This window comes from Fervidobacterium changbaicum, assembly GCF_004117075.1.
In the GTDB taxonomy this organism is placed as follows: Bacteria; Thermotogota; Thermotogae; order Thermotogales; family Fervidobacteriaceae; genus Fervidobacterium; species Fervidobacterium islandicum.
Window position 1 is genome coordinate 2,191,120 of sequence record NZ_CP026721.1, and the last position, 25,156, is coordinate 2,216,275.

The following is a 25,156-nucleotide window of genomic DNA, read 5'->3' on the forward strand; positions in this document are numbered from 1 at the left end:
ATAATCACCACCATATCAAGTTGCTTATGTACTCTACAGGGATTTTATCGAAATCTATCCTGCCTGTTTTCTCTAAAACAACGTAATTCTCTGAAATCTTGATTATTTTCTCGCCTAAAACATTTGATAAAGTCTCGGCAATGTCAATGCTTTTCTCCGGATACAGCTTTTCAAAAGATATCTTAAATTCGTTGTTTTCTTTTTTAACAACATCTTCCACAAATTTAGGTGCTCTCATGAAGATATACTCGCTAAATTCATCTTTTCCAGCTGAAGGTCGCAAGTATATATCAGCGTGCTCGTATTTTGTATTTCTTAGCACGTCCTCATATTGTTCGAGTTCGTAATATTTGAAAAATCCACCTGCATTCTTTTCGTTATACTTATCCTTAACATCCTGTTCTTTCGAAATACCGGACTTATCGTATGCTAATACCTTCTTTATTCTTGGTAGTATAACCGTATAGAAATGCTCTCCCATTTCTATTCCTATCCACTTTCTCTTAAGCTTGTGGGCAACCGCTATTGTTGTTCCAGAACCAAGGAAGAAGTCCATTACGAGGTCACCTTCATTGGACGTGGATTCAATAACACGCTTTAAGAGAATTTCAGAGTTTTCGGTAGGGAAACCCCAAGATGTTGAGTAACCATAAATATCCGTCCAATTCGAATCCAAAACTTCTTTGATTTCTTCCTCCACCCAATACTTAGGAACTGGGACGTCAGAACCACATTGCGGACAACCATTCCACAACCCTTTCGTTTTATCGTGGATATAACCACAATTTCTGCATTCCAGAATCAATTTTCCTTCACTTATCATTTGATCTATTCTCTCTTGAGAAAACTTCCAGTGTTTACCTTCCGGTGGAGAAAGGTGTTTTCCAAAAAATACTTTAGGTGTGCCTTGACCAGATGAGTCTCCCATGTGTCTCCAGAAACCTTGCCTCTTTTCGGATCTTAATTTATATGGGTTCACAAATGAAAATGCGCTACTTACAGCATATAAAAAGATCGTATCTAACCCTTCGGGTAGCTTTTTAACATTGTTTTCCATAACATTTTTCTTAAATCTTCTAACTGTTATCTCATTTCTAAAGTTTTTTGCTTCAAAAATCTCGTTCATCACTCCCCGTACTATCCAATTACCGTTGTAATCACATCTTACAAAAATACTACCACTATCCTTTAAAAACTCGCGAGCTAACGTTAACCTGTTCTCAAGCATGGAAGCCCATGTGGCGTCTTTGTATTTAACGTTATACAAGTAATCAGCATCTTGTTCTTTGTTAAATGGAGGATCAATATATATTGTTTGAACTTTTTCTTTGAACTTCGGCAAAATTGTTTTCAGTGCTTGGTAGTTCTCACTGCGAATGAGTATTCCGTCAAGAGCTTCGTCTAAATTATCAAAAAGGGATAGAATTTCAGGTTCTAAGTCTTTAAAGTATCTTGTATCTATAGGCAAATATTTGTACTTTTTGTTCTTTGTTTCGAAAAGATCCGTGTTCAGAACATCTCCAAACGTAAATCCTTCTTCTACGATGCCAAGTTCGACCCATTCTTTTACTTGCAGCCCTAAGTTCGGGTGATTCGCAATTTTGTTAATGATTTCATTGGGGAGTCTATCTATTGTGATAACATAGTTACTGTTGAAGACAAACTTAGGCTTGTTCCAAATCTTTACTAACTCATTTTCGAATTGAGCTATAAATTCAATTATTTTCCCCGCTACATGCTTAAATGTTTGTATTTCCATTACTCTTTTCGGTGTCCAAATATTCTCTGAATCAAACATGTATTGATATACAAACATATCAAGTTGTTCTTTGAGGAACTTTTCTGCATCCTTGTTTATGAAATAATCCACTTCAGATTGCTTATTAAATATGCTTATAGCCTTCTCCACATCATCCGTAGTTACTCTCTCAAGCATCTCTGCAATCTCATGTGACTGAATCTGCTTAGATTGTGCTCTTACCTGCCTGACTATGTCCTCAACATTTGTTTGCTTATTACCCTCTTTGTAGTAACCTTCAAGTACTATTCTGCCTTTTTCATCTATTCCCTTGAATGTGAAGTTCATCTCTTTTTTCTCATTAGCCTTTTTGTGCTCCAGGTTACTGACATCGAACCAGAATACAATATCAGTACCGTTAATCCCTTTGATTTTTACTTCCATGCTCTGATATCTTTTTTCTGTTTTAACGTAATAAAGCATTCGTGTCTTCCAAAAAAGCGCAACATCGTTTTCTGGATCATATATGCGTTCATATATCTTCTCACTCCAAGAAGTGTATGTAAAGTAGATCGACCCACTTTCAGAAAAGTATCGTTTGAAGAAAGTATATAGTTTCTCGAACAGTTCTTCTCTGAAATCTTCTATGCCTTTAGTTTCAAGTTCCTGAGTTATTAGATCAGCAAGTTTTGGTTTAACGACATTGTTGTAATATGCGCTTTTGAATTTCATGAGGTTGATGTATCCTGATTTACCCTCAATTTGAGCACCAATGAATAGATCCTCAAGGGCTTTATAGAAATCCGATTCGAACTTACTCATTTCCATAGTCTATTTCCTCCTGTTCTAAGGATTCAAACCCGAGACTCTCATATGCTTCCTGAATTCGAAGCTCTAATTCCTCGAGGAATTCCTCTGAGCTTTTGCAATTTTGAAGCAGGTTATATAGTTCATCAACACCTGTGTTCACAAATTCTTCGAAAACAGCATACATATCCTTCGATGATTTCTTCTCACTGCCCTCTGCATCGTTCTTAGAAGTCAGTTCATATATTGCGGCAATGTATTTTTGGAAGTCCTTGTACTCATCTTTTTCAAGGAATTCACCACGTGAAACGTCTACTTTATCACCATTTGAAACTCTGCGTTCGCTAAGATAAAAACCATAAAAACCTGCAAGTAGATAAAGTTTTATCTTTCGTACCTGCGATAAAATTTCTTTCGTCCTGGAGATTATCTCATCTAATTTTTTGTTTCTTTCAGAATCAAGCTTAAGTATTATTGTTTCTGCCCCCATTGTATTCACAGCTCCTTACTTTATTTTTATAACATTTGTCACGTAATAACTTCCTCTGTTTTGTGGTTCGAGATAATGAATAGTTGATGAATAGTTCATAAGTTCTTTCTCTAAGCTGTTGTATTCCTGGTCAGTCATTGTGATAATGATTTGTCTTTCTTCGGAAAGTTTTGAGAGAAGATGTATGAGTTCATAATATGCTTCTCCTGAAATGTTAGTCAGGGGTCTATCTATAAAGATGGGAAGCTCAACACCTGCTACTTGATGTATTGCTAAAGCAAGAGCCAAAGTTAAAATGGAACGTTCGCCTCCGGAAAGCTCTTTAATTTGAACTTGGCCAAATTTGTCCGTGACCGTAAGATCGAAGTTTTCTGATAGTGAAATGTTTTCTATAAGTTCTTTTTTCCACATTACTCGGTTAATAAATTCTCTCATATGTTTCGTAATCTCCGTACATATGCGTTTACGAACCCTCTCAACGCTCTTTTGGATAATATCTTCCACTTTTTGGACAAAATCGAGCTGTTTTTTGATAGAATCCAATCGTTCGTTTTCAGTAAGGTTCTTATCGAGCTCTTCCTTGTACTTGTTAAGACTGCTTACAGTCTCCTTTATGTTGTTCTCAAGGTCAAATATTTTTCGTTGTATGTCTGACTTAAAACTTTCTAAACGTTCCCTTTCTTTATGGTAGTACTCTATTTTGTTAGATATATCTTCAGGAAGAAGTTTTCCAAGTTCTTCTATACGCTTCTGTATATCTGCTATTTCTTTTTCGAGTGTTCCTATTCTATCATTTGTTCTCCTTACCTGGAGCATGTTGTTCCTAATGTTTTTCTTCAGGACTCTGTGATAATCTTCCGTAATAACAACATGGTCTGAATTTAAAAGTGCCTTGAGTTGTTCAAGGACATGCTCATGAAGCCGGCTGCCACAAATGGCGCAGGTTTTTTCAGATAACATCTTCTCAATTTCACTTTTTGGCAACATGATAGGTATGGATATGGTACTTGTACTTCTCATATTGTACGCTTCGTCGATAGCATTCCAGCCAAAGACATAACAACCAAGATCTAAGAGTAGTTGTGCTTTAACTCTGAGTAGTTCACTCAATTCGTCACGCTTTTTCGTTTCTTCTTTTACAAGATCTTCGAATTCAGACTTATACTTCTCATAGTTTCTGAGGGCTTCCAGCTTTTGGTATATTTCTCTAAGGTCATCGTTTATCTGAGCTTCTTGTTGTTTTGCTTGTTCAAGTCTTTCACGAAGTGATTTGAGAGTTCTCTCAGTTTCCTCTATCTGTTTTGAAAGCTGCTCTATAAGCCTATTATTTTTCTCTTTATCTCGTAGGTCTTTATAAATTAACTTCGTCCGCACGTTTCCAAGAAAATTTAGAAAAGCTTCAATATCTGCTATTTTTGAGAACTTTTCAACTGTAGGTTTAATATGCATGCCTCTGACTTCCTTAAGGTAAACATCCAGACTTTCACCATCAAAGAAAAAGTGTTCACGTAACGCTTTTGGAAAGCGCTTCTCTATTTCTAATTCTTTGTCTGCAATTGAAATAGAATCATTGACATGGACACTAAGTGTCAGCCCATCCAAGCTTGGACTTACGCGACCATCAGAAACCGAGTATTTGTAGCTTCGAATGACCCTGAATGTCTCATATGAATCTCTGAAAAGCAACTTTACTGTGGTCCTATATTCACCATCAGATACTAAACGCACTTTTGACAAAATGCTTGCTGAGGATTGTTGATATTTTCCTATTGAACTCGGAATTTCTGACGTCGTATCAGGAGGGTAAGGACGTCTGGATGAGAAGAGTTCTTCACCAAAAAGCCCCCAGTTTACGGCTTCAAGGAATGTCGTCTTGCCCGACCCCATTTTTCCAACGATAACGTGTAAATCTCCAATTTGGCTATCATTTTTTGTAAAAAGAAACCTTCCCTCAACATACTGACGATAGTTAGTAATTTCAACACTCTCAAGGCGCATAAACTACATCCCCTTTATATATGAGAAGTTAAATCCAGCTTCAGTAAAGGGTTAAACTAACTCATTCTCAACAAATCTGCTTATCTTTTCCCTGACTTTTTCCAACAATTTTCGCTCATTGCTCTCTGAAAATCTTGCCTCACTAAGGTAATAACTCAGGAGTTCAAGTATGAAGTTGGCTACAATTTCACTATCATTTCCAAAGTGTTGAGATGCCTCATCTACTAATATATCATAAAGAAACTCGGAAATTTTCGAGGTACTCATACTATGTACCCCCTTTCAATATTGTTAACCACCTGAATTGCTTCATACAAATTTTCAGCGCACTGAGCCATGATTTCAACTCTTGAAAACTCAACTTCTAAGATGCGCTTATAAACACGGTTATCTTCAAAACCTGTAAGCTTTGGAAGTACAATAACATCATACACATATGCATAATCTTTTGCAGGAGAAATTCTTAATACACGTCCCAGTCTTTGGATGTATTCTCGTGGATTTGTAGAACTTGAAAGTATTATTGCTTTATCAACGCCTGGAACATCGACACCTTCGTCTAACATTTTTATCCCTACGAGCACCTCAATCAACCCTGATTCAAAAAGTTTTAAAATATGTTTCCTTTCAGCATATGAGAGCTCTTGAACAAACTTCTGGGCTATTACACCTTCATCTTGTAAAATTTCCATTACCCTGTCAATAAGCTTTTCGTCACAAAAGACTATTGTCCTCTCCACATTTCCATTACTTTTGATTTCGTTTAGGATATATTTTAGCGCTGAGTACTTCGAGCTTGAGGTCTTCAAGATCTTGCTTCGTTGAAATAGTAGTTTTCTGATCTCTGGGTCGTCTTCAAGGTCGGCATAAGTAATGTTGTCCAAATTTCGAACCCTTTTCACTATTTTTTCTGTCAGAATTCGGTATTTTCTCATTTCATCATCAGTTAAATAACACGGAATTGGATAATAATAGTACGGTGTTAGGTACGTTCTTTGAGTGTCAGGATTTATATTGTTCACGGCCTTGCACAAAGAAAATTCATAAATCACATCACCAAAGAAATAGCGCAAAAATCTGTTTCCAATCTCATCATACATTCGCTTGGGTGTAGCGCTGAGCCCTAATCTATAATTGAATGCGTCTGAGAGATTTTCTCTTCTCATTTCAGAACCAATCCCGTGAACTTCATCGGCAACAATCGTGAGATTAATTTCTGAGTTTGAAGGCAATGAGCTGATCAGTTGATTCACTTTTTCACCAACTAACGTGTTGTGAGTTGATAGGAAGATCAATCTTTTAAAGATACCTATTCGAAGTTTCCTTAACGCATTTTCAGCTTTTTCATGCCATTTGGCAGCTTTTGAGTGGCACTCTAACACGACGTCAACGTGAAGACCGTACTTTTTAATTGAACTCTGCCACTGGTTAACTAAATGAGCATATGGTGCTGAGATAAATATTACATGTTTTTGCTGATCTTGGATTAAACGCTCCAAAGCTCCAATTGCGGTAAATGTTTTTCCTGTACCAGTTGCCATCGATATTATTCCTCTGCAATTATTAGCAAACCAGGCATCAATAGCTTCTATTTGATGTTGGTGTAAAGTTATGTTTCCCAACAATTCTCCCCCTTAGCCACTTGCTGAACATAAATTGTTAACAAACATTTTGCTATTATTTTATTATACACCTAATTTTCCCCACCTGACAAAGTTTTTTAGAAGCTGCTGATGGATGAGTAATTTGAATATCAATGTACGTATGTACGTCTCGACATCACTAATTGTAGGCTTCTATTTAATAGCCTTCAAACTTTTGAGCTAAAGAGGTGTGGTTAAGAATTTCGAACGATTATAACAAAATCTCCCTAATCAATTCCCCGCTGCAGTGGAGTGGGATTATTTGTTCAATGGAGAGTTGTCTGAGGATAGAAACAACCATTTGAATCTTTTCTCTTGGTGATTTGTACAGATGGAAGCCACCGATTAGAAGTCTGACTTTCTTGCCAAACAGTTCAATAGCATCCTGAACAATGTTTATTATCCCCCTGTGTGCACAGCCGGTTATTAGGATTATACCATCACCTTCATCGATGACGAGGTTCAGCTCTTCTTCAAAAAAGTCTCTGACTTTTTCTCCATTCTTTATAACCTGAAAATTCGGATCTGGCTCCTCAAAGTTATTCTTCATCCAGGCTGGTCCAAATGCGTAGATTGAGTTTGTAATTTTGACAAGTTTTTCGTTTATAATCACAAACTCAAATGCATCCTTTATAGATTCCCAATCTATTCCTGTGAACCTCTCGCCGCTGTATTTTGGTAGGAAGGCATCTTTCCTTAAGAAGACTTTGAATTTCTTTCCGAATGTAGTCAGGTACTTCAGCCCTCCTGCGTGATCGTAGTGGCCATGGCTTATGACGATGTATTCTACTTTCGAAAGATCTTTGCCAAAAATGGATGCATTCTTAATGAATACATCAGTCGTTCCAGTGTCAAACAAGACCGTTGGTTCACCGGATTTTTCGATAAGTATGGAGAAACCGTGCTCGGAATGGAGCGGTGGGTTGAGTTCGTCGTTGCAGAGAATTGTTAGTGTTGATGAACTAATATTAATCGTTGTTGACGCATTTTTCATGCTGAAACCTCCAGAAGATTTAGAATTTTCATTTAATTGCACCATCACTATTATACTACTTCGATTGAAAGTTGGAAGAAACGCCCTGGGAATCCCAGGGCGCTGAATTCTTTGATTATTCACCTATCAGAAATTTTACTCGGCATATTCACTTCTTGGTTCAACATAGAGGATTACACTTATCATTCCGTTGATAATCTCTGAATAGATGCCATTTTTTTCATAGAGTATATCCACTACGTTTTCCGGTGCAACATCGTAGTAAGAAACGTCTGTGTGGATGATAACATAAACTGTACCATCGTTCATAACTACACTTTTCACGTCGATGTCGTCGGGTATATAATCGATATAACCGTATTCATACAAAGTTCCTAATGTAACATTTTGTGGTCTCTCGTTGTTAATGAGGTCGGCACAAGTGTTAAATATGTAAGCTATCTTATCAGCCAATTCGTATTCGAGTTCAGAGTAGTAGGTCTCATCTGTGTACTCTTCTTCGTATTCCTCTTCATATTCATCATAATATTCTTCTTCGTATCCCTCTTCTGCATCCTCTTCAGATTCTTCGTAATACTCTTCCTCTTCGTAATCCCATTCTTCTTCGTACTCTCTTCTCGAAGCTCGCTCGGCTATCTTGTTCAAGAACCAGACTAAGTTGTTAAATTCACCAGATATAAAGAGATTGCCGGTGTCCAGTACTTCTGCTTTCATGACGATTTTTGCGGATTCTTCTTCGTCTGAGTAGTTCAATTCAAACAAAAGGTAGCTATTGTCATTTATCTTTTTCAAGGAAGACTTGTCGATTTCAGATGGATAGATATTGATAACGCGGTTTTCAAGGGAAACTTGGTAGCCTTGATCTCCGAGTAGTTTTTTCATGAATGAAGCAGTAAGTTTTGCATCTTGTTCGTACTCTGGCTTGTAAATTCCAGAAAATGTAAAATATCCGTCAATAGTTAGGGAGAATGAGACAGCTCTGAAAATTTCGATGAAAGAAAACAGTTTTTGGATTTCTTCCGGAATATCGACGTCCAGGTCTGCAGTTAACAAGGGGCTGTCGCCCATGTTGCTTGTATCGAATGCGATTATAATGTTAGCGCTGTCGATGTAAGATAGGTCTCTCAAAATGCCTCTTTTTGCAAGCGCGAGCTTTTTCTCGTAGTTTGAATATGTTTTAACAATAGTCGCTTCAAATCGGTATTTTTCATCTTTCTTAGTAATGATAAGCTCGTCAGAAATCGGAATTCCAATGTAATCACCAGTAATGTAGAGAAGCTCTCCTATAAGGGACTTTTTGTATGTTTTAAAATAAACTACAACACCGTCCTTTGTTGACAGCGGTATGCTCGAGATTTTTCCAGTAAGCATGTCTTTTGTGAAGGTGGAGATATCTTTATTAAAGCAAAGATAAATACTATCCTTGGAACGTATGATGTAAAGTTTTTGGCTTTTAAGTAAGATAATGGAAGGTTCATTAATCGTTAGTTTAGGAACTTCGATAGTTGAATCAAACAGCGAGCTAAGTACGTATCCAAGGCTCTTATCACCGATGTTCCCTGGAAGAACGATTCCTAAAGGTAAGCCGAGCAAATTTTTGAGTGAAAATTCTGCACTTTCATCCAGATTTAAAAACCCCAGCGCATTTCCTAAGGATAGTTTTCCATAAACAGACACTACTGTTGGAATCCCCGCTTCTTGAAAGACAGGAAGCCAATCCTGGTTTTCAAGTACACTCAGGTCAAGATACATGACAAAGTCGGAGTTTCCAGGAACAATCACAGAAATTGCAAAAAGATAAAGCGAGGAAAAAAGAACAAGCAAAGCAACCGTAAAAAGTTTACCTTTCATATCCATACCCCCTTTCCAAAGATCGAGATAGCTTAACCCACCTGCTCTTTTTGAGTTGTTATCGTTGAGAGCGTTCATTATACTTACTTTTGTCAGCTCAGCCAGTTACGATAAATTCCTTTTCAAGAATTTCCTAAACGTATTATACCACTCTTTTTTACGAATTTTTAAAAACAAAAATCCCGGGTTTCCCCGAGATTTTCTAGTTCTTTATGAAACCTTGTATTATTTCGCTTGAAACGCATCTAATGCTTCCAATACAAGCGTTATATACGCTATTGCCGGTCCACCACCCATGAGACCTGCCACTTCAGCAGCTTCGAGAATTTCTTCACGTGTTGCACCTGCATCAAGTGCGTTTTTTGTGTGAACCGCTATGCAGTAAGAACATCTTTCAGATACAGCAACTGCAACCGCAATAAGTGCTTTTTGCTTTGCACTCAATGCTCCTGGTTTTTCTGCTTCTTTGAAGAAGTTCATAAATGCATCGACATATCCTTTGTCAAATGCCGAAAGCTCTTTCATTGTCTTCATAAAGTCATTTACTGATTTTCTTGCGTCCATTATTCTTCCTCCCTTTTGTTGGTGGTTTTTCTTTTTTCGTAAATCGTACATGATAATTTTATCACATATAGTGAATTAGTCAAGACTTAGTTTCTTCGTTAGAGAACATGATAATGCAAAAAGTTGAACAAAGCAATCTATTTTCAGTACTCTGAGCATTATCGTTGTGTTAAAAACTTTCCTCAGAAGCATGATATGAAAGTAATTTCTGGAGAGGTATGCTTGCTGTTTCAAATAAAAAAGCCTCGGGATTTAGTGCAACCCCAAGGCTTTCTAAGATATGTAATCAACCAACGTTATCTATTGCAAATTTTTACAAGCGCATCGAGAGCTGCTGCGTTAATTGGATAAGCTATAGGAGATGCTGTAACGAGAGGATGTGTTGCAACCTGCATGGTGCTGAGTTCGTTAGCTGTAATTCCTTTTTGTATAGCCAAGCTTAGTATATTAATCATCTCTCCCACACTGTCTCCACCAACGATTTGTCCACCGATAAGTACTCCAGAATTTCTTGAGAAGATGAGTTTAACTTCCACTTTACTTGCGCCTGGTAGAGAACCTGGGTGTCTATCCATAGTGGCAGCCTTACCAACAATGTAGTCGAAACCGTCTTCTTTAGCAAATCTTTCAATTATACCGGCAACACCGTAGGTCTTATTGAATATCTTTGTTGAAAATGCACTGACCGTTCCTCTATTTTCACGTATGAGTCTTATGCCGTACAGATTTGCTGCAGCGATTCTTGCTTCCATAGCTGCTGTGGATGCCAGAAGGATTGGAACGTGTCTGTTCGTGAAACAATCTCTTTTAACTGCACAGTCACCAACAGCAAAGATATCTGGAGCACTTGTCCTCATGTATTCATCAACAACTATTGCGCCTTTTCTTGTTAAATCAAGGCCGAGCTGTTGCGCAAGTTCAGTGTTTGGAACAACTCCCATAGACAGGATAACAGCTTGCGCATTTATTTTTTCTCCACTTTCAAGTTCAACAGCCTCGACTTTTCCATTACCGAGTATAGCCTTAACCTTTTCTCCAAGTTTAAGTGTTACTCCGTTGCTTTCAAGGTCTTGCTCTGCAATTGCAGCGATTTCATCATCAAATGCCTGCCAAAGAATCTTGTTGGCGATTTCGACAAGGGTTACTTGTTTTCCTGCCTTTGAAAGTTGTTCTGCAAATTCTACACCGATAAATCCTCCACCGATGATGACTACGTCTTTAATATCCTGAAGTTTATTTAGCATGTTTGCAAGGTATTCCTCGTCTTTAATAATTGGAAAGACATTTTCAAGGTCGTGGCCAGGTAGCCATTTTGGAATAACTGGAAGTGAACCTGTTGCGAGAACAAGTTTGTCCCATTTGATTTCCTCTCCACTCTTCAAAACCGCTACCTTGCTGTATTTGTCAATACTAATGACCTCGTCTATAATCAGTTCAACACCTGCACTTTTAACCATCTCATCTGGGATTCTGTTCTTTGATGTGTCGTAGAGGGTTCCAAAAATGTAAGGAATCCCACAAGGAACCATAACTGTTTTATTTTTCCTTACCATGACGACCTTCTTGTCTGGATAGATTTTTTTGCCGTGGTTGCTGTAAGTATACCACCTGCACTACCACCGATAACTAAAATGTCTGTTTCAATCACAAATAACTCCTCCTCTTTCTAGTAAGATAATGTTAACTAAAAATATTGAAACTTTCCAAAAACCGCATTACCGTTTAAATAGGTAACACCCCCAACTAACTCTTGACAAAAGCAGGTTTCCCAAGATGAATAACTCACCGTTTCCATTCTTTATACCTATCCAACTCAGCTCTAATTTGGTTTATTACTAGCGTAAATACAGCTGCATCATCCATCCAACCAAGAACAGGAATAAAATCTACTATAGCGTCAATGGGAGTAACAAAATAAATTACTGCTCCCAAAATAGCTAAGATTGTTCCTGTTGAAACTTTATATGTTCCACTTAACCAATCGCCTAATAATCCAAACATAAGTTGAATATCATCCCATATTTTGTCTAAAGGCCCTTGTTTTTTAGCCTTTTTCGCAGCTTGATCTAAAAGATTCCTGGTTTTTTCTCTATCATTTATATATTCTTCAGCTTTCTTTCTATATTTTTCATATTCAGATTCGTATTCAGAATTGTTCATAAATAATACCTCCTGCATAAATATCTTTATCTTGAAAGTTCTTTAATAGATACAAATCAAATGAATGCTTTTTATATATCTTTTTCATCATCAAACTTCTGTTTCTGCCGCTTAAATTAACCAACCTTTCTTTATATTTTTTAAATATCTCTTGCACTTTACCACCCTCCACAAATTTCATTAGAGTTTCAGTAAATACCCATTCTTTTTTAACCAATCTTCATATTTTTTATAATCAGGCATAAGCATCTTTACTTTTGTCCAAAAGGCCTTGCTATGATTTTTTTCTTCAAGATGCACAAGTTCGTGCACAACAACATAATCAATAACAGAAAGGGGGGCCATAATAAGCCGCCAAGAAAAGTTTAAATTCCCTTTAGAAGAACAAGTCCCCCATCTTCTTTGGGCATTTGTTATATTTACTTTGTTATATTTAAAACCTCTTTTTTGAGCCCACCAGTTTACCCGTTCTATAATCTTCTCGTAAGCAGCTTTTTTATACCAATCTATAAACACCTTTTTTGCTTCTGGCAAAGCACTTCTTGAAAGATAAAACCCATTTTCAAATTTAAGCGGCTGTTCTTGCCCATCTACTATATGCAATTTATAATACTTGCCAAGGTATAAAAATCCTTCTCCACTCACAAATTCTTTGGGCAAAACTTTTGGATCTCTTGCTTCTATCTCTTTTTTATTTTTATAAATCCATTTCTTATGTTTATTTATAACTTTCCAAATAGTCTGTTCATCTAACTCAAATGGTGCTCTAACGATTAGCGTTGCATTCTCTGTTATCTGCAAAGCTATGGTCTTTCTTTTCGAGCGTATTATCTTTTCAATTTTTATGTCTTCCATTAATCTCACTTCCTGAAGTGATGATAAGCAAGTTCTATTAATTTTTGAGCTATTTCATTTCTTTTGCCGAATACAATATCGGTTATAGAATTAACCATATAAGGTACAGTCTCTTCACTTACAGTATCATTATTTTTAAGAGTAGAAGATGATATTTTCTTAAGCAACTGTGAAGTTATATGAGATTTAAGCCTCTTTTGTTTGACTGCATTTTCCCAAAAATCAACATTCTGAGCCTCTCTACTTATTATTTCTATAATATCTTTAGTCGTGTTAACAAGAAAATCTATCTCGCTATCAGTTAGTTCACTGACAGGTTTTTTACCAAATATTTCACTTTTGAGCAGACCAAAGAATGGCATTTCTTTCTTAGGATCAAGTCCAAATGTTTGTTCAACTTCTCTTCCCTTTTTCATCTCTCCTCTTAATTTTTCAAGCTCATCATACAAAACGTCCCAATTTTCTTTATATTCTTCAAGTAGTCTTTTCAACCTATCAGAAAATCTTTCATAGAGTTCTGGGTCTTCTTCCCAATGTTTCTCAATATGCTCAACGATGGCATATTGAAGTTCTTGTGTCCTTGCTTTACTTGGTTCCTTGTGAAGTTTTTCGAGAAATTTGTCTTCAAAAAGCGGAGTGGGTGGTATTTTAGGATCAATACCTTGAGAATGTAGATACTCTTCAATAATCCCCCTTATCTTGTTACTTGTATCTTTTATACTTAGTTTGTCATCTCTGTATCTATTCCTTGCTGATTCTTTTATAAAACCCAGAATTTTTAAATCATGTACATATTTTAAGGCCTCTGGGTCGGGAAGAACTGCATCCATACTACGGTTAAATTGTCTTACAAGTGCTATGAATTCATCTCTAATCTCTTCATCTACAAGAATGTCAATACACTCGTCTATATTCTGACGCCAATTTTTAATCTTATATTTTTCAAAGAACTCTTCAATCCTGCGGTGATTCAACTTCAATTCATCAACGCTTTTTGCTTTGTTCCTAACTACCTGTGAAATCTCGTCAATATCTTCATCTGCGTAAATAGCAAGTGCCTCTTTCAAATGTTTCAAAACACCTACATAATCTACAACAAAACCACAAGACTTATTTTTGTATACTCTATTCACCCTTGCAATAGCTTGTAACAAGTTGTGTCCTTTAATCACATTGTCAAGATACATAACCTGCTCTACAGGTGCATCAAAACCAGTTATTAGCATATTTTGAACAACTAAGATACCAACATTGCCGTTGATACCATTTTCATCTACTTTGTCAAATGGGAGTTTAAAACTTTTGATTATCCTTTCGTGAACATTTGGGTCAGTATAAGGATGATACTCAGGTCGATCATTCTGAGCTCCTGAAATAACCACACCAACCTCTAACTTTTTCAATGTTTCTAAATCTATTTTTGAATTATTTTCTTTTTCTAATTCATAAATCTTTTCTTTGAGAGCCTCTTCAAGCGCCTTTTTATATCTTATTGCAGCACAGCGAGATACTGCAACAACTTGAGCTTTTAATCCATTTGGGAATACATGAGTTATATAGTGCTCTATCATATCTCTTGCTTTGTCACGGATAACTTCTTCAGCTTCAAGATATGCTCTCCATGTAAATCTTCCCATTATCATTCTTTTTGTATCTTTATCAGCGTCTTTGAAAACATCTTCAAACTTTGCATTTGCTGCCTCTTCGTCTGAAAGCTCTGCGTTGTGTACTCTTCCTTCATATACAATCTCAACAGTCACACCATCTTCAACTGCCTGCTTTATACCATACTTGTCGATGTAGTCGCCAAACGTCATCTCCGTCTTTTCTATAGGTGTACCTGTAAATGCTATTTTTGTTGCATTTGGAAGAGCTTTTCTTAAATTTGCGCCCAGAAGCTTGTACTGGGTTCTGTGTGCTTCATCTATCATTATTAGTATATTAGGTGATGTATTAAGGACGGGAAATTCACTTTTTAATTCCCTCTCTTGAAATTTATGAACCATAGCCATAACAAGTTCGGGTGTGTCAGTCTTTAAAAGTTCTTTAAGCTCTTGTATGCTTCTTGCTAACTTAACTGTAAATCCAACACTTCTTGATGTTTCATTTAACTGCTTTTCAAGGTCCTTTCTATCTGTGACAAAAACAACTTTGTAGTTTCCAAACTCAGGATTGTGATAAAGCTCTCGAACCATAAACATCATTGTCAAAGATTTACCGGAACCTTGAGTATGCCAAACAATTCCCCCTTTTTCGTCTGGTGTTTTGCCCTCTTTTAGTCTTTTTATCATCTTCTTTACTGCTCTAAATTGCTGATATCTTGCAACAACCTTAATCATTTTGCTCTTTGGATCTTCTTTAAAGATGGTAAATGTATGAAGCAAATCAAGAAGGTTTTCTTTTGAAAGCATACCATGAATCAAAATTTGCTGGCTTGTTACATTTCCATCTGGATTTACGTCTGACAGTGAAAAAGGATAAGGGTCTTTCCACTCAACAAAGTGCTCATACTCTGAGGTTATTGTGCCATACTTTGCAATCTGATTGGACGTAGCTACTACAAATAGGTTGTACCAGAAAAGCTTTTCATTTCCCTCAATTGCGCCGCGTCTATTACAATAGCGCATAAGCTGAGTAATTGCTTCAGAAATTGGGTCAGCAACTGCTGGAGATTTGCATTCAACCACCACAAGAGGCAAACCATTTACAAAAAGAACTATATCGGGAACAATATGTTTTTCAGTTCCCGTTATATTCACTTTAAACTGTGATATAGCAATGAATGAATTATTGTGCGGATTTTTAAAATCAATAAACTTAACAGTTGGGCTTTTTTCTCCTGTTTTTCTATTTTCAGAAACTGAGGTGTTCTCTAAAAGCAAGTCGTGGATTTCTTTGTTTGCCTCTAAAAGAGAGTTTGACTGTGGTGTTGTAATTCTTCGAACAACTTCACTTATTTGGTCATCTTCTATCCATGGATTTATCCTCTTTAAAGACTTCCTTAAAACTCCCTCAAGGATTACTTCTTTAAAGCTTTCTCTGAATTTTTGACTTTCCCCATATTCAGGTTCTAATGAAGAAGTGAACGATATTATTTCTTTTGTATCCTCAGGGTTATCTTTGTTTTGCCTATAAATCTTCCATCCAAGCCTTTGAAGCTGAAAGAGAAATGGATTTTCAACATAATGTTCTTCATCCAATTTAGTTACCATCTTTATTTTCCTCCTCAATAAGATGGTTTACTCTAACTTTGCCTGTCAGCAAATCTTCCATTAAGCCTTTTTTTATTCTTTCAAGTTTTTCCTTATAGGCTTGCTCTTTTTCTATGGCTTCATCTATTTGAGATAAAATTGAAGCTATGCGTTGTTGTTCGGGGAGATGGGGGAGGGGGATTTTTTCGTTGTCTAGGAAATCTTTGTATTTAAAGTTTCTAATCCCTGTTGTTCTTCTTTCGTATATTGCAGTTCTTCCAAGATTGTAGAGATAAAGCCAATACCAGTAAAAATATTTTGGTATTACTCTGTTTTGATCTGCTACCAGCTTCCTTACAAAATTAGAAAAACATACTCTTTCTACATGGTCGTATAGATGGATGTATATTCTTCCTACTGGCTGATCATCGCTACCACCGGATAACTCAATTAAAATATCGCCTTTAATTAACTTTCTGTTTTTAAAACTATTCTCTTTTAAGTATCTAACTTGAACATTGGAGAAATCACCCCCTTGAGCTTTAGGTAAATCTGTTCCCCTTAAAACAAATGCCTCAATATATTGATTATTTTCCTTATTTTCTTTGCCCCAATCTCCTCCTAACGACTTTACTACCATATCTCCCAATCTTACCACTTCCCACTCTTCTGGAATCCTCCCAAGCGGTGAGTCCTTGAATTTATCAATATTCTCATCTCTCAACCTCCACCTCTCACTTTCACCCTCACCCTCATTTACCACTCCCTTAGTAAGCAAATCTTGCATCAAACCTTGCTTTATGCGTTTATACTTTTCTATAATAGCGTCAGTTTTTTCAATTGCATTATCAATTGTCTCAAGTATTTCAGCGATTTTGCGTTGTTCGGGGAGAGGGGGAAGAGGAATTAAAAATTTAGAATATTCAGAAATCCAAAATCTTTTATGTTCACTTCCCGGTTTAAAATTAAGTAATTGCATTGAATTATAAACATAATAAAGGTTTACAAAGTTACACTTAGACCTAAGAATTTTAACCGCAGAAGATTTTAATTTGAATGGGAATGCAATATATCTACTTTCAGTGGTAAAATCATCAAATATTATCACAGGAATATTGTTGTATATTCCTTGATGCTCTTGAGTAAATCCTAATATGAAAGTTTTCCCTGGAGTTAAAACAGGTATTCCATGTCTTTTATCATATTGTTCATCTTTGACTATATACTTATTAGGCTGTTCATACGCTAAAACTTCCCCCAACTTTACCCATTTCCAACCTTCAGGAAGTTTTCTCTTATCCACTTTCACAGTCATACCTCCATTTAATTCCTTTGGTTTTTGGCTCATTCGGATCATTTTTGGCTCATTTTTGGTTCATAAGTATATAATGCAATGTCCTTTTACCCTCTCCACAAATCGAGAAAATACCCATATTAACAAGTTCTGTCAAATCTCTCGTTGCTGTTGCTTTTGAGATATTACATATTCCCTGATACTCCTTATTCGTGATTCTTCCTTTCTCCTTTACATACATAACTGCCTTTATCTGCCTTTCATTTAACCCAAGCTTGGCTAAATACTCTTCTGTGTATATGTCTTTATAAAATTCGACCACAAAACCGCCTTCTTCTTTAAACTCAGGTTCTGGCAGTCCTGCTTCCCTGCAAAGTTCAACCATTCTTTTTGTACCGCTTCCCCATTTTTCAATCAATCCTGCGAGGAAAAATACATTAGCAATATGCCTGTTGCGTGGTATTGATCCATGATCTTGTTTTAGCATCTCAATTGTTATTTCTTCTGGAAGCTTACCCGGATTGAAAAACCAAATTTTATTATCATAAATCTTTATTTGAATGTCCGCAAGGCTTAAATAATCCCTATGAATTAATGCATTTATTACTGCCTCTCTTATAGCTTCAAGAGGATAATCCCATATATCTTCTCTTTCTATCCCTTTTATTTCAAATCGAACATTCAAATGTTTTTTAATAGCTTCCATTAATCCATCAAGCTGTTTGAAAAGATTTCCACTAACATCTATGGTATCAAGTATGATGGTTGGAGTTTTAAATCTTCCAACACGGGCACCTGCACCGTGGATATACTTTTGAGGTTTTTTACCAAAAAGCAACAATCCTGCATTTGTAAGTTTATCCTCTTTTACAAGTTCAATGTTTTTGAGAATCTTTTCGATGGAATCTTCTTCGGATATTTCGGGCAATCTCTTCTTTGCCATCCTTTTAAACCTTTCTATTGTTTCGATGTCTACTTCGTCAACGCCTGCCTCAGAAGGTAATGAATCCCACGAAATTCGTTGTTTTTTTAACATAAATCTCACAAGTTCATTTCCGCTAAGTTGCTGAATGGTCGAACCTGTCCGAATGTAAAACTTACCGTCATATGAGATCGGCACTTCTGACTTTTCCACTTTTATTTTTATTACCTCCTGCCCTTTTACCATTTCAACATCAACATCTGCAATAACTCCAAGTTTGCTTAAAATTTTATTTGGTATGTCTTCAAGGAGTTTATCTATATTGGTTATTCCAATAGGATTGCCTTTGTCATCTACACCTATGTATATTATTCCACCTTCTGAATTAGCAAATGCACAGATTGTTTTAAGATGCTCGTCGTTCCAATGTGCTTTAAATTCTACTTGTTTAGACTCTCTCATAGTATCCAAGTTCCTCCAAAAATTTACTTAACCTACTGACCTCCTGCTCTCGTTCCTTTAAAAGATGTTCAAGAGACACATGATATTTATCCCAAAGCTTTTCAAAAATCTTTATCAGTTCTTTTTTCTCTGCATTTAAGTACTTTTCAAGTTGATTGCTAATTAATTCAAAGAACTTTTCGAGTAATAGCTCCTTGGCTTCTTCTTGGGTAATTGACTCAATCTTTTCATCAATCTTATTTTCAAGTTCCTTTTGCTTTCTGCCTATCTCACTTTTTACATTTTTAAATTCCTTTTCTTTTTGAGCAATATTTTCTAATAAATCTTTCCATTTTTTTGCTTCTCTTCTTGCAGCCTCGCTGTCTTTTGATTCTAAATCGTTAACCAAGTCCTTCAGAAACTCTTTGACCTTGCTTGCAGTTTTATTTCCTTGCTCTTCTTCATCCCAGTCTTCAACCTCTTCTAAAAGCTCACTTAAGTCTGCTTCAATTTCGGTAAGCCTGTTTTCAAGATCTTCAATTTCTTCCATATGTTCTTTAAAATATTTTTCTTTAATTTTTTCTCTTTCAACCAAATTCTTGTTCCAACCCGCAGAAACTATACTTTTAAAATCATAAACAAGTTCTTCCCACCAATTTGCAAATATGCCCGCTATTTTGAACTCATCAAATGTTCCAAATGGCAAGAGACTTTCTTTCAACTTTTTCAAAGCTTCATTTCTAAACTTCCAAAGATTGTTTTTGCCGTAAAACTGTTCAATTTCGGTCCTTACAATCTGCCACCACTCCAAAAGTTTTTCTTTGTGTTCTTCTATTGTATGTTTAACCTCAGCACAGTTATCAATCAGTTCCTTAATTTGATTTTTGTCAGTAATGTCTTTTCTAAACTCCAAATAATCTTCACTCTTCTCTGATAGCAAAATATCATAGCTCAACTTAAATTTCCTCAACTGGTTTTCATACAGCAATACTTCTTTCTTCGGTACACCACCAAAAAGATGGGCACGCACATCTTCGATTTCAGGGTCTGGGGAATTATCTACGTACCGTCGAATATTTAGATTAAAATCATTCTCCTCTATCTCTTTTATATCAACCAACCTGGAGTATTTAGGTATTTCTTTCTTTTCATCGAACACTGTAACTATTTTTTCTATGTCCTCTGGTCTCAAGAAATTCTGATTTCTACCTTCTCCATACTCTCTATCAGCGTTAATAAACAAGATCTTATTTTTTAAATGTTCTGGCTTGTTTTTATTAATCACAATAATACAAGCAGGTATTCCGGTGTTGTAGAAAAGCTTCGGTGGCAGTCCTATTATTGCCTCAATCAAATCATCTCTTACAATCCCTTCCCTTATAACCTTTTCCTGTCCACCTCTGAACAAAACTCCATGGGGCATAACTGTTGCCATTACTCCGTCATCTTTCAGGCTTGCAATCATGTGCTGTAAAAACATAAGGTCTGCCTTTTTCCCATTCTCAGGAGTAAAGCCATATTTAAATCTTTCTTCAAACTGCATATTTGCGCGGCTATAATTTTCTGAGAAAGGTGGATTGGCTAATATTCTATCAAACCTTTTTATGTATCCATTTTCCAAAAACATGGGGGTTGTTAGTACGTCTTCGTTTTCAATTTTTGCATCATTGATGCCATGCAAAATCATATTCATTTTGCATATAGACCATGTCAATCCATTGAGTTCTTGCCCGTAAAGAGCTAAGTTTCTTGGGTTTTGTCCTTGTTCCTCAACGTAGTGGAACGCTTCAATCAAAAAACCACCAGAGCCCACAGTTGGGTCATAAATTGACATGCCCTCACGGGGCTTAACTAATCTTACCATTAATTTTTTGACATGTGGCGGTGTGTAAAATTCGCCTCCTTTTTTACCAGCTGAATCGGCAAATTCCTTTAACAAATACTCATAAGCAGCACCAAGCAGATCAGGAAATTCAAAGTTTGAAGGTGTCAGTTTATACTTGTTGAAATGATTAATAAGGTCAATAAGCTGCTGATCCTTTAGTCGGGTTTTTCCCTTTACTGCGTTAAAATCTATGTGTTTCAAAACTCCATCAAGCTCTGGATTTGCTTCTTCTAAAGCGCTCAGGGCTTTATTTAGTTGATTTCCTACATCCTCTTTTAATTTCAAAATATTTTCCCATCTTGCCTTTTCAGGTACAAAAAAGGCATCGCCATAAGAGATTGGATCTTCTAAAAGCTCATGTATTTGCTCTTCAGAAAATCCCATGAGCTTATAGGTATCTTTTAACTCCTGTCTTTTTTCCTCAAAGACATCTGATGCATATTTTAGAAAAAGCATACCAAAAATATATTCTTTATATTCAGAGGCGTCCATCTTACCTCTGAGTATATCAGCTGCTTTGAAAAGATGTGTTTCAAGCTGTCTTAAGGTTATTTTGTCACCAGCCAAATCGATCCCTCCAATTAATAAATTTATTATAATGTTTATTAAAACTATTGAAACTTTCCAAAAAGCACATTATCCTTTAAATATGAGACACTCACAAACAACTCTTGAAAAAGGTAGGTTCGCAAGATGAATAAGTCATCGTTTCCATTCTTTGTATCTATCCAACTCAACTCTAATTTGGTTTATTATGAGCGCAAATACATCCGCATCATTTGTTATGCCAAGAGAAGGAATGCCATCTGGTAGGGCATCTATGGGATTAACAAAATAAAGTACTACTATCACAATAGCTAAGTTTGTTTTAAATGAAACTCCATATTTTCCGCTTAACCAATTAACCTAATATTCTTGCATAGGTAGTTGCCATTTCTTATAGATTTATTCTATCTGTTGATATGTTACAACTTTAGTATTCTATTACAATTATATCATATCGTTACCGCAAAAACATTTCAAATACTTTCTTTTTTCTTTACATTCAATCAACTTTTTAGACCTTTCAACGCTTTTGCTTTGCTGTCGAACCACTTCATTTTTCACCTTATCTTTGTTCATCCTTTAAAACGCATAGGCTTGATTTCTCAAGGCTCATATCCATCGCATCAATATGTTGTTAAATCTGGTGGAGCCGATGGAATTCGAATCCATGGCCTTTATCGTGCGCTGTATAATTAATAATGTATGCGAAGACATACTCCTTCATCTAATGTGGGAGGAAACAGAGGGAAAAACTTTGGTTTTTTAATCACACTTTTGGTAGCATTTATTGTCGTATTGATTATTAGCAGTGTTTTTTGTGAACTCAAAATCAATTTGCAGAAAGATGTTCACTTCGAAGATACCGTTGCGTATGTTGAAAAAGCCTCCCTGTCACAAAGACCATTTACGATAACAAAAGGTGCCTTGCAAATATGCTACCAAGATTACGAGATTGCCCCTTACTTAACTGGTATGCCAATCTTCGAAATTCCATTTTGAAAACTTGAAACCTGTTTGAGATATAAATTTCATTAGTGCTCATATTGTTACTTAGTATATCTATCATGATTACCATGACACAATTTAGTATGCCAATAGCAAGTAACGGCGCTTAACCACACTGTATATATCTTGACTACTTTATTATGCCTGACAAATGTACTTTTCTTATATATTATTTTCTTAGTCAGAACTGTGTAATTTCTACCATAGATATAACATAGCTATACCTAAGTTATATGGTCTTCCCTTATTCTTAGGCTCTTAAATTCACATTTCGTCAGTATTTATCTTACAGAAAAATAAGAAAACAGAGTACGGTCTTACAGTCGTCTATTATCGTATTAAATACTATCCTTCGCACCGCACTTCTCAATTGTTTGTATGCTAATCACATAACATACCGCGCAACAAATAGTATAAATAAAAGTTTTTGAACGCCACCCTTGTAAAATGCCCTATAACACATTCAAAAACGAGAAGATATATTAAGAATTATCGGCTGTCATGAAATGCTTTATAGGTCAAATAAAAAGGATGGTGTTTTAAATCGGCTTGAAATAATCTCAAATTAATTGTTTATATGAAGATTGACATTGGGAACAAAAACTGCAATATAAGAAACCTTATATTGCAATTTCTAAAGACAAGGTCTCGGTGGGGGAATGAAAGGTTAGATTGGTAAAAAATATTGATAAATAAACCTCTTTTGAAGGCTTGCTTCTAAAATCGGTTATAACGCATTCCAAAAGTTTGGAAAGTAGTTTTGTACATTTGTGTAATTCCGAGAATGTTATAGGTCAAAATAAAAGGATGTAATTGAAGGGGCGCTCGCTTTGTTCTGCGTGAAATATCCAAACATGGTCACGTATTGGGTTCCAAACTGTTTTTGGTATCAAAGTTCGTGAACTGACAAAATCTTCGGAAAGTCGGTGCAATTATGTGCAATAGTGAATACTGTGGAAGTAAGGACCATAATGTACACTTAGACATACCTATGCAACATCTTGTTATCTAAGACAATGCCGTAAATAATAAGAATTAGTAAAACAACAATTGAATAGTTTTATCAATTTAATTAGCTAGAGCGAATAAAAACAGAAACTAGAAGATAAGTAGGAATAGCTAATATAATTTAGATGACTTACGTAGGAATTGTTATGACTTCAACTTGCATTTCGTTCTATCTTGAGCCCAATTTTGCGTCTTTAGATTTAGAGTGCCTGGTCAAAGCACATCGTACTTTCTGCTCTTTTTGTTTCGGTTGGCAATGATATTAGGGCAACTATTCGAGTGCCTGTTTTACCAATGTGTAGCGGGTAAAGATTCTTCCTTTTGACATCTTACGTTAGACATGTGCAGCACAGACACATTGAGCAGTAGATTTGTTGCACGATCACTTTTCTCTCGGATTTATATAAAGCAAATTGGCACTTAAGTGCCGGTTTGGATGTATCTAAGTTTTGTGTAATCTTACTTTTTTCATTCACTTCAGATTATACTTTAGACAATTTCTGATTTTAGTTATATCAATCTTGAACACCGGCAAACCACTGCTGTGTGGGGCTATCTCGTAGTCCTGATAATAGATTTCTAAGCCATCTTTGCTTATTGTAAACGTACGTTCTGATATGTTCTCATTCTTCACGTATTCAATAGATTCTTCAAAGAAATCAGTCATTCTCTCTTCAATCTGTTTTAGAATTTCCTCTTTTATTATTGTTTCATAGTCGCAATTGGAGTTGAAAATGTCCTTTAACGTGATGATTTTGTTAGTGCTAAGATCCAAATTGTATGTCTCGATGATTGTGTTGCCGTGAGCTCCACCTGTAAACGTATAGTAATACATAACAAGACTTACGAAATCTCTTGACTGGTACTTAACTTGTGTAGAGATGTGAACCTCATATTTTCCATGAAGCATGTCGTCATTTGCGGCTTCCTGTGCCATCGATTTGACATCTTCGACGATTGCTTTTAGTTTGTCTTGAATCATGTTATTAAATTGATTTTCTAAATCGATATCTCGTGTGTTTTTTAGCTTCGGAATTTGAATAGTGATTTTCACGAAGTCATCTTCGGATTTTGTCTCGACTATTTCCACAACTCCTTTCTGCATACTGAGGACATATGCAACTATTGCTACGACAAATAGAATTCCCAATAAGAAATACCTTGAGTTGGTGTTTTTTTCCATGCAGTGTCATCCTTTCGAAGGTTGATTTTGCCAAAGTTATATACTTATACCTCAATTATATACCAAGTGCTTTCACAATGGAACTTAGAAGCCCCTTTATAACAAGATACTACGAGTGGATTTGTACATAAGGTAGTATTTAATTCACTTATACCAATGAGTGAAAACGCAAATAGACCATGATTGTCTTGATAAATTGACTTGCTAAAAAATAACCAAAGCAGGTCCATGTTTGTCTCAAAAGCTGTCTTAAGGGTCGGCCTAATGCTAAAAAATCCTGTACTCTTCTGTTATCGGATATAATATGCAATTCTCTATTAGGAACAGTCTTACCCTAGTACGAGAATAAGTGTTATACTTAGAGCACAGAGCTGAAGTATATGGTGAAAAAGCTCAGTGAATTCTTAATAGTTATAGGTATAATCCTTGTTTAGATTCGGTAGTAGCTCCTGTTTTCAGAAATAGATACGCGGATGTTTCCCACGATAAGCTTTGTTAAAGCAACGAATTAGTAAGTTTCTCTTTCATTTAATAAGCGTTAGACTTACAGAACGGTTGCCGAAAATCATGTTCCATTCTTG

At 36.0% G+C, this 25,156-nt stretch carries 19 protein-coding genes; 1 reads left to right on the forward strand and 18 read right to left on the reverse strand.

The window, feature by feature from the left end; translation table 11 throughout:
• Nucleotides 1-4 precede the first annotated feature (4 nt).
• The 17 genes from CBS1_RS10000 to CBS1_RS10075 all read right to left on the reverse strand — a co-directional run bounded on the left by CBS1_RS10000 (nucleotide 5) and on the right by CBS1_RS10075 (nucleotide 21,685).
• Nucleotides 5-2,566 carry a site-specific DNA-methyltransferase gene (locus CBS1_RS10000; protein ID WP_236938521.1) on the reverse strand — a complete coding sequence of 854 codons (2,562 nt, stop codon included), beginning with the start codon at nucleotides 2,564-2,566 and terminating at the stop codon, nucleotides 5-7.
• Entirely contained in the window at nucleotides 2,553-3,035 is a 483-nt protein-coding gene (locus CBS1_RS10005; protein WP_033191126.1) for a hypothetical protein, read from the reverse strand. Before CBS1_RS10005 ends, CBS1_RS10000 begins: the two co-directional genes overlap by 14 nt.
• Before the next feature lie 15 nt (nucleotides 3,036-3,050).
• Entirely contained in the window at nucleotides 3,051-5,033 is a 1,983-nt protein-coding gene (locus CBS1_RS10010; RefSeq protein WP_033191127.1) for an AAA family ATPase, read from the reverse strand.
• Between the two features lie 51 nt (nucleotides 5,034-5,084).
• A complete protein-coding gene (locus tag CBS1_RS10015) occupies nucleotides 5,085-5,300 on the reverse strand; it encodes a hypothetical protein (protein WP_033191128.1) in 216 nt (71 codons plus the stop codon).
• Nucleotides 5,297-6,655, reverse strand: a complete 1,359-nt coding sequence (locus CBS1_RS10020; protein WP_052107065.1) for a DEAD/DEAH box helicase — start codon at nucleotides 6,653-6,655, stop codon at nucleotides 5,297-5,299. The genes CBS1_RS10015 and CBS1_RS10020 overlap by 4 nt, the downstream gene beginning before the upstream one ends.
• A 232-nt stretch (nucleotides 6,656-6,887) precedes the next feature.
• Nucleotides 6,888-7,670: an MBL fold metallo-hydrolase gene (locus CBS1_RS10025; RefSeq protein ID WP_090222510.1), complete on the reverse strand. Its 783-nt coding sequence runs from the start codon at nucleotides 7,668-7,670 to the stop codon at nucleotides 6,888-6,890.
• Between the two features lie 135 nt (nucleotides 7,671-7,805).
• The gene (locus CBS1_RS10030) at nucleotides 7,806-9,521 is read right to left on the reverse strand and encodes a hypothetical protein (RefSeq protein ID WP_090222512.1); all 1,716 of its coding nucleotides are present in this window, start codon (nucleotides 9,519-9,521) and stop codon (nucleotides 7,806-7,808) included.
• 225 nt (nucleotides 9,522-9,746) lie between these two features.
• Nucleotides 9,747-10,085 carry a carboxymuconolactone decarboxylase family protein gene (locus CBS1_RS10035; protein WP_033191130.1) on the reverse strand — a complete coding sequence of 113 codons (339 nt, stop codon included), beginning with the start codon at nucleotides 10,083-10,085 and terminating at the stop codon, nucleotides 9,747-9,749.
• 296 nt (nucleotides 10,086-10,381) lie between these two features.
• Entirely contained in the window at nucleotides 10,382-11,638 is a 1,257-nt protein-coding gene (locus CBS1_RS10040) for an FAD-dependent oxidoreductase (RefSeq protein ID WP_241685524.1), read from the reverse strand.
• Between the two features lie 229 nt (nucleotides 11,639-11,867).
• On the reverse strand, nucleotides 11,868-12,245 hold the full coding sequence (locus tag CBS1_RS10045; protein WP_090222513.1) for a YkvA family protein: 378 nt from the start codon (nucleotides 12,243-12,245) through the stop codon (nucleotides 11,868-11,870).
• Nucleotides 12,232-12,402, reverse strand: a complete 171-nt coding sequence (locus CBS1_RS10375; protein ID WP_155804085.1) for a hypothetical protein — start codon at nucleotides 12,400-12,402, stop codon at nucleotides 12,232-12,234. The genes CBS1_RS10045 and CBS1_RS10375 overlap by 14 nt, the downstream gene beginning before the upstream one ends.
• Nucleotides 12,403-12,425: 23 nt before the next feature.
• Nucleotides 12,426-13,100, reverse strand: coding sequence for a M48 family metallopeptidase (locus tag CBS1_RS10050; protein WP_014451156.1), 675 nt, complete (start codon nucleotides 13,098-13,100; stop codon nucleotides 12,426-12,428).
• 5 nt (nucleotides 13,101-13,105) lie between these two features.
• Complete coding sequence (locus tag CBS1_RS10055; protein WP_090222515.1) at nucleotides 13,106-16,312, reverse strand: type I restriction endonuclease subunit R; 3,207 nt, start codon at nucleotides 16,310-16,312, stop codon at nucleotides 13,106-13,108.
• Nucleotides 16,302-17,600 carry a restriction endonuclease subunit S gene (locus CBS1_RS10060; RefSeq protein WP_090222516.1) on the reverse strand — a complete coding sequence of 433 codons (1,299 nt, stop codon included), beginning with the start codon at nucleotides 17,598-17,600 and terminating at the stop codon, nucleotides 16,302-16,304. The genes CBS1_RS10055 and CBS1_RS10060 overlap by 11 nt, the downstream gene beginning before the upstream one ends.
• Nucleotides 17,601-17,655: 55 nt before the next feature.
• A complete protein-coding gene (locus CBS1_RS10065) occupies nucleotides 17,656-18,969 on the reverse strand; it encodes an AlbA family DNA-binding domain-containing protein (RefSeq protein ID WP_090222518.1) in 1,314 nt (437 codons plus the stop codon).
• Nucleotides 18,956-21,400, reverse strand: coding sequence for a type I restriction-modification system subunit M (locus CBS1_RS10070; protein ID WP_090222520.1), 2,445 nt, complete (start codon nucleotides 21,398-21,400; stop codon nucleotides 18,956-18,958). The genes CBS1_RS10065 and CBS1_RS10070 overlap by 14 nt, the downstream gene beginning before the upstream one ends.
• Nucleotides 21,401-21,535: 135 nt before the next feature.
• Nucleotides 21,536-21,685 carry a YkvA family protein gene (locus CBS1_RS10075; protein ID WP_158510125.1) on the reverse strand — a complete coding sequence of 50 codons (150 nt, stop codon included), beginning with the start codon at nucleotides 21,683-21,685 and terminating at the stop codon, nucleotides 21,536-21,538.
• 396 nt (nucleotides 21,686-22,081) lie between these two features.
• Here CBS1_RS10075 and CBS1_RS10910 point away from each other — a divergent pair, with 396 nt between their 5' ends.
• Entirely contained in the window at nucleotides 22,082-22,378 is a 297-nt protein-coding gene (locus CBS1_RS10910) for an RsiV family protein (RefSeq protein ID WP_082204731.1), read from the forward strand.
• 1,486 nt (nucleotides 22,379-23,864) lie between these two features.
• On the opposite strand, the gene CBS1_RS10085 is transcribed toward CBS1_RS10910, so the two are convergent.
• Nucleotides 23,865-24,575 (reverse strand): DUF3298 and DUF4163 domain-containing protein, encoded by a 711-nt coding sequence (locus CBS1_RS10085; RefSeq protein ID WP_052107070.1) that lies wholly within the window; start codon nucleotides 24,573-24,575, stop codon nucleotides 23,865-23,867.
• Between the last annotated feature and the right edge of the window lie 581 nt (nucleotides 24,576-25,156).

What these genes read in the sequence shown, in the direction of transcription:
- CBS1_RS10000 (WP_236938521.1), bottom strand. Translation starts at nt 2,566, where the DNA reads ATGGAAATGAGTAAGTTCGAATCGGATTTCTATAAAGCCCTTGAGGAT.
- CBS1_RS10005 (WP_033191126.1), bottom strand. Translation starts at nt 3,035, where the DNA reads ATGGGGGCAGAAACAATAATACTTAAGCTTGATTCTGAAAGAAACAAA.
- CBS1_RS10010 (WP_033191127.1), bottom strand. Translation starts at nt 5,033, where the DNA reads ATGCGCCTTGAGAGTGTTGAAATTACTAACTATCGTCAGTATGTTGAG.
- CBS1_RS10015 (WP_033191128.1), bottom strand. Translation starts at nt 5,300, where the DNA reads ATGAGTACCTCGAAAATTTCCGAGTTTCTTTATGATATATTAGTAGAT.
- CBS1_RS10025 (WP_090222510.1), bottom strand. Translation starts at nt 7,670, where the DNA reads ATGAAAAATGCGTCAACAACGATTAATATTAGTTCATCAACACTAACA.
- CBS1_RS10030 (WP_090222512.1), bottom strand. Translation starts at nt 9,521, where the DNA reads ATGAAAGGTAAACTTTTTACGGTTGCTTTGCTTGTTCTTTTTTCCTCG.
- CBS1_RS10035 (WP_033191130.1), bottom strand. Translation starts at nt 10,085, where the DNA reads ATGGACGCAAGAAAATCAGTAAATGACTTTATGAAGACAATGAAAGAG.
- CBS1_RS10040 (WP_241685524.1), bottom strand. Translation starts at nt 11,638, where the DNA reads ATGGTAAGGAAAAATAAAACAGTTATGGTTCCTTGTGGGATTCCTTAC.
- CBS1_RS10045 (WP_090222513.1), bottom strand. Translation starts at nt 12,245, where the DNA reads ATGAACAATTCTGAATACGAATCTGAATATGAAAAATATAGAAAGAAA.
- CBS1_RS10050 (WP_014451156.1), bottom strand. Translation starts at nt 13,100, where the DNA reads ATGGAAGACATAAAAATTGAAAAGATAATACGCTCGAAAAGAAAGACC.
- CBS1_RS10055 (WP_090222515.1), bottom strand. Translation starts at nt 16,312, where the DNA reads ATGGTAACTAAATTGGATGAAGAACATTATGTTGAAAATCCATTTCTC.
- CBS1_RS10065 (WP_090222518.1), bottom strand. Translation starts at nt 18,969, where the DNA reads ATGAGAGAGTCTAAACAAGTAGAATTTAAAGCACATTGGAACGACGAG.
- CBS1_RS10910 (WP_082204731.1), top strand. Translation starts at nt 22,082, where the DNA reads ATGCGAAGACATACTCCTTCATCTAATGTGGGAGGAAACAGAGGGAAA.
- CBS1_RS10085 (WP_052107070.1), bottom strand. Translation starts at nt 24,575, where the DNA reads ATGGAAAAAAACACCAACTCAAGGTATTTCTTATTGGGAATTCTATTT.